The organism is Methylophaga sp. UBA2496 (genome assembly GCF_002341635.1).
In the GTDB taxonomy this organism is placed as follows: domain Bacteria; phylum Pseudomonadota; class Gammaproteobacteria; order Nitrosococcales; family Methylophagaceae; genus Methylophaga.
The window spans coordinates 295227-302403 of record NZ_DDOK01000007.1; the positions used below are offsets into that span (position 1 = coordinate 295227).

Below are 7177 nucleotides of genomic sequence, written 5' to 3' on the forward strand. Positions count from 1 at the left end.
GTATTCAGACCAGTTTACGGGCACCTTCAAAGGCATTACGGAAATCCAGATAAACAGGCACATCACTTTCCAGTGTTTCTCTGAGCAAGGCCTGTTGCAGTTTATATTTCACGTTGCCTACAGCCAGCGCACCGATGCCAACAGCATCAGGGCATTGTGGGGCAAACTTTAGCGGTTCACCGTTATGCATCAGCTCAACACCTTCAATACCTAAGGGTGAAACGGCATTCACATCGCCAGCGACTTTGAGCTTTTTGGCATCGCCAAGTACAGAAGCATTCAAAACCTGTACGCCGGCTTTTGCTGTACAGAAAACCACATCGGCATCACTTAACAGACGGGCCTTATCCGCATCAGATGCCGCAGTCGTTGCTCTTAAATTAACGCCATAACGTTTACGCGCTTCGTCAGAAAATTGTAAGGCAGTATCTAATGAAAAATGATCAACAATGGTTGTTTCAGCACCTTGCAGTGCCGCAATAACGGCTGTAGCCAGCCCCACCGGACCTGTACCACCAAATACGACTGCCTTGCAGCCTTTATAATCTTGATCGAAATGTTTCTTCAATTCGCGTTCGACGCAGGCAACCAGCGCTGCTGCTGTCGTAAATGCACCGCTGGGATCAGCAAATACCGGAATTTCAAAAGGAGGAACCATGGCTGACTTCGCGGCATCCAACATATCCATTGCCAGGCCTATATCCCTGCCACCGATAAACATGCCCGTTTTTTTTACGCCAGCCGGACCACGGGAAAAAATAGCGTCTTGAGTCAAACCGGCAACTTCATTCAATTCAACATTATTGTAAGGCATCAGAATATCGTAACCGGCATCCAATGCCATATTGATATCAAACGGACTGTTTTGTTTCATTGGGTTAATCATATGAATGATGGAACGTTTGGACATGTTAATCCCTCACTGTTTTATTAAAATGTAAAGTCTGGTTATCGATTGTAATGTCAGCACCCTGATTTACACCAGCAGCACTCAGTAATTCAATATCCTGCAACGGTAGATTAGAGTCAATCATGCCCCGTAGTCTGGCTATCAGGAGATCTGCCTGAGTTTGGCTCTCAGTAAATATACAAGCTGTTGGGCCCCATGAACTTTGTGCCATGCCGGTAAACCCCATTGCTTTTGCATGTTGTAATAACGTTGCTATTGGTTTGCTGGTGTATTGGCCACCTTGTGCCGGGGCAAAATGTTGTCCTATTAATGCCTGAATCTCAGTAACTGCGCTACCGAACAACTCAATATCCTGCTCAATTAACGCAGGTAATAGCTGCATTAAGGTCAGATGGCAAATGTGTTGACTATGGTTCAAAGGAAATTTTGGAAGCGTCCGGAATGCCTGGATTTCTGTCTGACCATGAATTCCCTGATGATTTTTATCCATTAGCATCACCAGCCGCCATTGAGATGGGAAGGCTTGCTGAAATAATCGGGCAGGAGTCAGTGAATTAGCCCCTAAACCAGCATCAACAACAAATCCGCCACTATCAAAAGTACTGATACCAATGCCTGAGCGTTTTCCCCGGTCCAGTGCCTCAGCAATTTTTGGCGTTGGGATATCGAGCTGATGGTAAGTTGCCAGTAACCGACCGATGACCAGCGCGAGTTGAGTTCCCGACCCCAGGCCGGCATGTTCTGGAATCAGGGAGTGAACCGTGACACTTGTTCGTCTTGAACTGGTCGGGATATGTGTTCCCAAAGAGAGATAAAACTGATTTATCAAATTCGAGATCTTGTGCTGGACTGAATCAGAAATCGAGATGCCCGCTGGTTGCTGGCTATCTGTGTCACTCAGGCTTAGCCTGGTGTGGTGGCTGTTTACTGCTAAGCCAATGCTGCCAAAATGGCGGCCTAAGCCACCATTCAGGTCCAGAAATCCAAGGTGGAGTCTTGCCGGCGCCTGTACGTTAATTGTTTTTAATCGGACAGGTGATACCGGTTGTTGCATTCTTATCACTAAGCGTTATCAATTTTGCAGGCAATATCGTAAATAGTGGTTTCATCCAGAAATAAATCATTGCTGTCAAACAGGGAGGCTACCGCACCACGATGCACTTTCATTTTGAAATTGCCAATGGCGATCGCACCGTAGAAACGCACACCTTGTTTTTCCGTGCCGTTATCCATCACTTCCATGCCTTCAACACCCAGTGGCGGTACCGCATTCACGTCAGCAATGACTTCCAGGGTTTTGCTGGCAGACCAGGTGATTTCAGGCACGATACAAACACCCGCTGGCCCTGCTGCTATAGCGACATGGGCATCTTTGAGTAAGGCTGCAACTGCTTCGTCGCTACGTGTTTCACCTGGGATGACGTCAACGCCATAAGCCTTTTTCATATGATCAACTGTCGACTTGCTGCGAGCCATACTACGGCAGGTTAGTACTACTTTAGCGGCGCCTTCTTTTAATAAATACAGTGCAGTACGTTGACCAACGGGGCCTGCACCCATAATCACGACATTTTTGCCCGTGATGTCATAGTTTGTCATCACTTTACGGGCAATGGCTGCGGCAGTTGTATTAGAGCCATTTGGATCCTGCATTACCGAGACACGAACAGGGCCGAAGAATGCTTTTTTTACGGCTTCTCCTACCAGTTCACTGGCTGCTACATTGGACCCACCTATGAATATTGCGCTGTTTTTAAGGTTTTTTCCGCCACGCGTAAAAATCATACCATGCACATGGGCGGTGACATTATCACGGGTTGCTCCACCATGAGCGATAATATTGTCGACCCCGGAATCATAGGCAACGGCTTGGTCAAAAGTGCTTGCAACGGCATCTGTATCGAGATGAAGCAGTATTTTTTTCATTATGTTCTCCTGCGATGCGCATGGTTTTACGCGGATAAATAAACTCTGAATTTTACCCTAAGTTGCTTGACTGAGGAAATTTAACTGCCTGGGGCATTCATTAAAAATGCTTGAATGGTAACCTGCTTAAGTGGCAATATCCTTTTTTTCTGCAGGAACTTGTCTTGCAAGTTCTGAGTCATAGCGGAACCATAATTAAAATATTTGGAGTAGAGAATGAAGAAAAGCAGTCTGACAGTCCTTTTTGCCAGCATCACCATGTTAAGTGCCACTGCTATGGCAGATGACAAAATGGATTTTTCAACAGTCACCAAAGTGCAATACGTTAACGATTGCATGCAGGCTAATACAAAATTAAATATATATGAAGGTGTGCACAAATGTTCATGTGTGGTTGATAAGCTTGATGAAGCATTTACTCAGACTGATTTCGAAGACATCAGTACAGCTTATATGTATCGCAATATGCCAGCAGATAAAGGCGCACAGTTTCGTGATCATAAAGAATTAAAAGGCGGCATAAAACAATACGAAGAAGTCTCTTCATCAGCCTATAAAGAATGCCGTATTCAGTAATTTCTGGTATACATTTTTATTCAAAAAAAAAGGCCGTTAAACGGCCTTTTTTATTTCGGCTCTAATCTGAGTCAAATCTGTTTATCCATGCTGTAAGTCATATCTTTACTGTCATTAACCATGGCTTTTAATACACCGTGTTTTTGCGGAGTGAAGTTAAAGCGAACGCTTGGATCTTCGCTGATAGATATACCAGCCTCAAGTTTAATCAAATTTTCGTCTGCAAAATTTATGATGATTTCTTTCACATAGTGTGGCGGGATATAGCCGCGAGTCTTTTGATCAAACTGTAAGCCGCTATTGTTCGGATGACTTACAACAACCTGTGCTTGAGTGGTTTCACCAATATTGGCATCACGCATACGAATCTGCATTTTGCCAAGACGAGCCATAGCGGCTTCCATATCCTTGCCCGCTGGTGCACTGCAACCGCCGGAAGCTTTCACATAACGTGAAACCATATGCAGGGAACCGTCATTCATCTCTGCGATGGCACGCATATCAGTGTATTGATCAATCCTCACGCGAGTGGCTATGTCAATTTCACCAAGCGATGGTGACAGGTGAAAATTGGCCGAATACGGCATGGGGTTTTTATCAATGATGATATGGATATTCTTAATATATCTTTCACTGGTTTGTGGTTGGAGTGACTTGACGCTGATTGGAACTATTGCCGCATCCTCGGCTCGTGTCGGTGCTTCAAGAACCAACAGGTCGTCCGCATTCTCACGAATTTCACGATCCCCAAAATAGGTTTGTTTTAGTCCTGCCCAGATATCTTCATCAGCCGTGGCTGAATGAGCTGTAAAGCTATGACTGATGAGCATGATGAACATGCCCAGAAAAATTGAATTTCGCCCCATCATTTTCTCTCTCCCGGTTATTATTATTCCCACTCTAATTCTACGAATGCAGCGGTAACATTTCGACGATGATATTCTTCAAAAAGTTTCCATTTTTCAGCTTCTTGTGTTCCTACGGCGGCGATGGCTTCTTCAATGGTTCCCATATCATTAATGATAAATCTTATTTCTTCGCGAATGGTGGTCAGATAACGAAGTAAATTTTGCCATGCCTCGGATTTCTGACCATCAAAAGCCGGTCCATGACCGGGAATAATCATCTCCGCATCAAGTTCTGTCAGCGTATTGATGGCATCAATCCAGCCATTGATACTGCCATCCAATGCCGGTATGCGCTCAACAAATAACAGATCGCCGGTCCATAAAGTACTGGTCTTAACATCGTAAACCGTTAAATCATGATCGGTATGTGCCGTGGTGTATGCGGTTAATAACAATGGGCGATTACCTAAATCAATACGCAGTGGTTTGCCGATACTGACCAGGTTGTCTGCCTCGATAAATTCAGTACCCTGATAAGCCTCTCCGAGAATCTCAGAGAACTGTTTGGCAAAATGTTGTTTTCGACTGGCCATGGCGGCCGGTAGTTTTTCATGACCTATAAATTTGGGATTATCGGCTTTAAACGCAGCATTGCCCAATATATGGTCGGGATGGACATGGGTATTAATGACATAACAGATCGGCAGATCGGTTTGCTGGCGGATGGCTTCACGCAATAATTCACCCTCACGAAAACTGCCGCCGCTATCAATAACTGCTACGCATTCATCACCAGTGATAAACCCAACATTGGCAATCGCGCCGAGATTTTCGTTATCGGCTTCTTCATGGCTGCCCTGATGATAATAAACACCATCAGATACGTGCTGGAGCGGATAATTACCTGCAGCAGCATTTGAAGCTATTGCCTGCACTGGAAGAAAGCTGGAAAGCAGTAAAATCAATAAATGCATAACTCTGTCTCACTAAATGACATCTCATGAACTGTTACAATAGCGCACTTTATCGCAATCCATCTACACAGCTAGCAGAGAACTTTTGATTATGACAATTCGCACGCGTTTTGCACCCAGCCCAACCGGATATTTACATGTGGGCGGCGCTCGTACCGCTCTTTTTTCCTGGTTATATGCCAGAAAGCATGGCGGCCGCTTTGTTTTAAGGATTGAAGATACGGATCTGGAACGTTCCTCAGCAGAATCTGTTAATGCCATTCTGGAAGGTATGACCTGGATGGGATTGGATTATGACGAAGGCCCGTTTTATCAAACGCAGCGTTTTGAGCGTTACAAAGAGATTATTCAACAGTTAATGGATCAAGGCGACGCTTATTACTGTTATTGCAGTAAAGAAGAATTGGAAGCCATGCGCGAAGAGCAGCGAGCTAATAAGCAAAAACCTCGCTATGATGGACGTTGCCGTCACCTATCGACACCGCGTGAAGGGATACAGCCGGTCATTCGTTTTAAAAATCCTACTGTGGGGCAAGTTGTTGTCGAAGATGCCATTCGGGGTAATGTGGTTTTTGAGAACAGTGAGCTGGATGATTTGATTATTGCCCGTCCGGATGGCACGCCAACCTATAACCTGACAGTGGTCGTGGATGATTTGGATATGCAGATGACGCATGTCATTCGTGGGGATGATCATTTGAATAATTCACCACGACAAATCAACATTTTTAAAGCACTGGGTGCTAAACCGCCTGTCTTTGCTCATGTACCGATGATTTTAGGTGATGATGGCGCTCGTCTTTCGAAAAGACATGGAGCGGTCAGTGTTATGAGTTACCGTGATGCAGGATATCTTCCTGAAGCGTTATTGAATTATCTGGTCAGGTTGGGCTGGTCACATGGCGATCAGGAAATATTTTCGCTGGCTGAAATGACACAGTTATTTGATATTCAGGACGTTAACAAAGCAGCCTCGAGCTTTAATACCGATAAATTACTCTGGCTTAATCAGCATTACATCAAAACCAGTTCACCGGAACATGTTGCACAACACTTAAGCTGGCACATGGGCGAGTTGGGAATTGATCCAGCGAATGGGCCCTCACTGGTTGATGTTGTTGTATTGCTTCAGGAACGCGCCAAAACACTTAAAGAAATGGCGGAATCCAGTGTGTATTTTTATCGGGACGTAGATGCCTATGATGAAAAAGCCGCACAGAAAAATCTTAATGAAACCAGCTTGCCACTATTGGAAGCTGTACTGCAGGAGCTAAGCCAGCTGAATGAATGGCTGGCCGAACCGATCCATACCGTCATTAAAAATTGTGCTGAAAAACATGAGGTTGGTATGGGTAAGGTGGCTCAACCCATTCGTGTCGCCATTACCGGTAATACGGTCTCACCCTCTCTTGATGCCACGCTGCAACTCTACGGTCGTGAGCGCGCACTGGCGGCAATTGAGCGGTCGATACACTGGATCAAAGATCGTGCCTGATTTTTAGTAAAAATATAAAGTCCTTTATTTTCAATAGCTTAATTATTCGGGAAATTATTCCCGAAAACTAGATGGAAATACTCACAAAAAACTTGAGTAAAGTTCTTGACGAAGCCGGGAAGTGGGGTTAAGGTTCGTCATACGCATGAGGTTCATTCGAACAAGTCGTGACGTAAATACTAAAAAGCAATAGAGGACAACTTTATGAAGCTGAAAACATTATCAATCGCAATGATGGGGTTAGCCGCACCAGGTCTGGTCGCTGCTGATGAACTCCTTGAAATGCAAAAAAATGACAATAACTGGGTTATGCCAGCTGGTGACTACGCTAATACGCGTTACAGCGAACTGACTCAAATCACGAAAGACAACGTTAAAGATCTGAATATGGCGTGGTCTTTCTCAACAGGTGTTTTACGTGGCCACGAAGGTAATGCTTTGGTCATGG

7 protein-coding genes and 1 pseudogene are annotated in these 7177 nt (G+C 44.8%); 3 read left to right on the forward strand and 5 right to left on the reverse strand.

What is annotated here, in order from left to right:
• Positions 1-4: 4 nt before the first annotated feature.
• Genes B2W60_RS11300 through B2W60_RS11310 form a run of 3 tightly spaced genes read right to left on the reverse strand, consistent with a single transcriptional unit; the run spans position 5 to position 2836 of the window.
• On the reverse strand, positions 5-910 hold the full coding sequence (locus tag B2W60_RS11300; RefSeq protein ID WP_292360517.1) for an NAD(P)-dependent methylenetetrahydromethanopterin dehydrogenase: 906 nt from the start codon (positions 908-910) through the stop codon (positions 5-7).
• Position 911: 1 nt separating this feature from the next.
• Entirely contained in the window at positions 912-1964 is a 1053-nt protein-coding gene (locus tag B2W60_RS11305; RefSeq protein ID WP_292360515.1) for a beta-ribofuranosylaminobenzene 5'-phosphate synthase family protein, read from the reverse strand.
• Positions 1965-1972: 8 nt separating this feature from the next.
• On the reverse strand, positions 1973-2836 hold the full coding sequence (locus B2W60_RS11310; protein WP_292360513.1) for an NAD(P)-dependent methylenetetrahydromethanopterin dehydrogenase: 864 nt from the start codon (positions 2834-2836) through the stop codon (positions 1973-1975).
• Positions 2837-3052: 216 nt separating this feature from the next.
• On the opposite strand from B2W60_RS11310, the gene B2W60_RS11315 reads away from it, so the two are divergent.
• Entirely contained in the window at positions 3053-3412 is a 360-nt protein-coding gene (locus tag B2W60_RS11315) for a hypothetical protein (RefSeq protein ID WP_292360511.1), read from the forward strand.
• 71 nt (positions 3413-3483) lie between these two features.
• Here the strand turns inward: B2W60_RS11315 and B2W60_RS11320 are convergent, their stop codons facing one another.
• Positions 3484-4281, reverse strand: coding sequence for a quinoprotein dehydrogenase-associated SoxYZ-like carrier (locus B2W60_RS11320; protein ID WP_292360510.1), 798 nt, complete (start codon positions 4279-4281; stop codon positions 3484-3486).
• 20 nt (positions 4282-4301) lie between these two features.
• Positions 4302-5234, reverse strand: coding sequence for a quinoprotein relay system zinc metallohydrolase 2 (locus B2W60_RS11325; protein WP_292360507.1), 933 nt, complete (start codon positions 5232-5234; stop codon positions 4302-4304).
• Positions 5235-5325: 91 nt separating this feature from the next.
• Between B2W60_RS11325 and gltX the strand changes: the two genes are divergently transcribed.
• Entirely contained in the window at positions 5326-6729 is a 1404-nt protein-coding gene (gene gltX / locus B2W60_RS11330; RefSeq protein ID WP_292360505.1) for a glutamate--tRNA ligase, read from the forward strand.
• A 204-nt stretch (positions 6730-6933) separates the two neighbouring features.
• Positions 6934-7177 (forward strand): annotated as a pseudogene (locus B2W60_RS11335) (PQQ-dependent dehydrogenase, methanol/ethanol family); the annotation flags it as partial.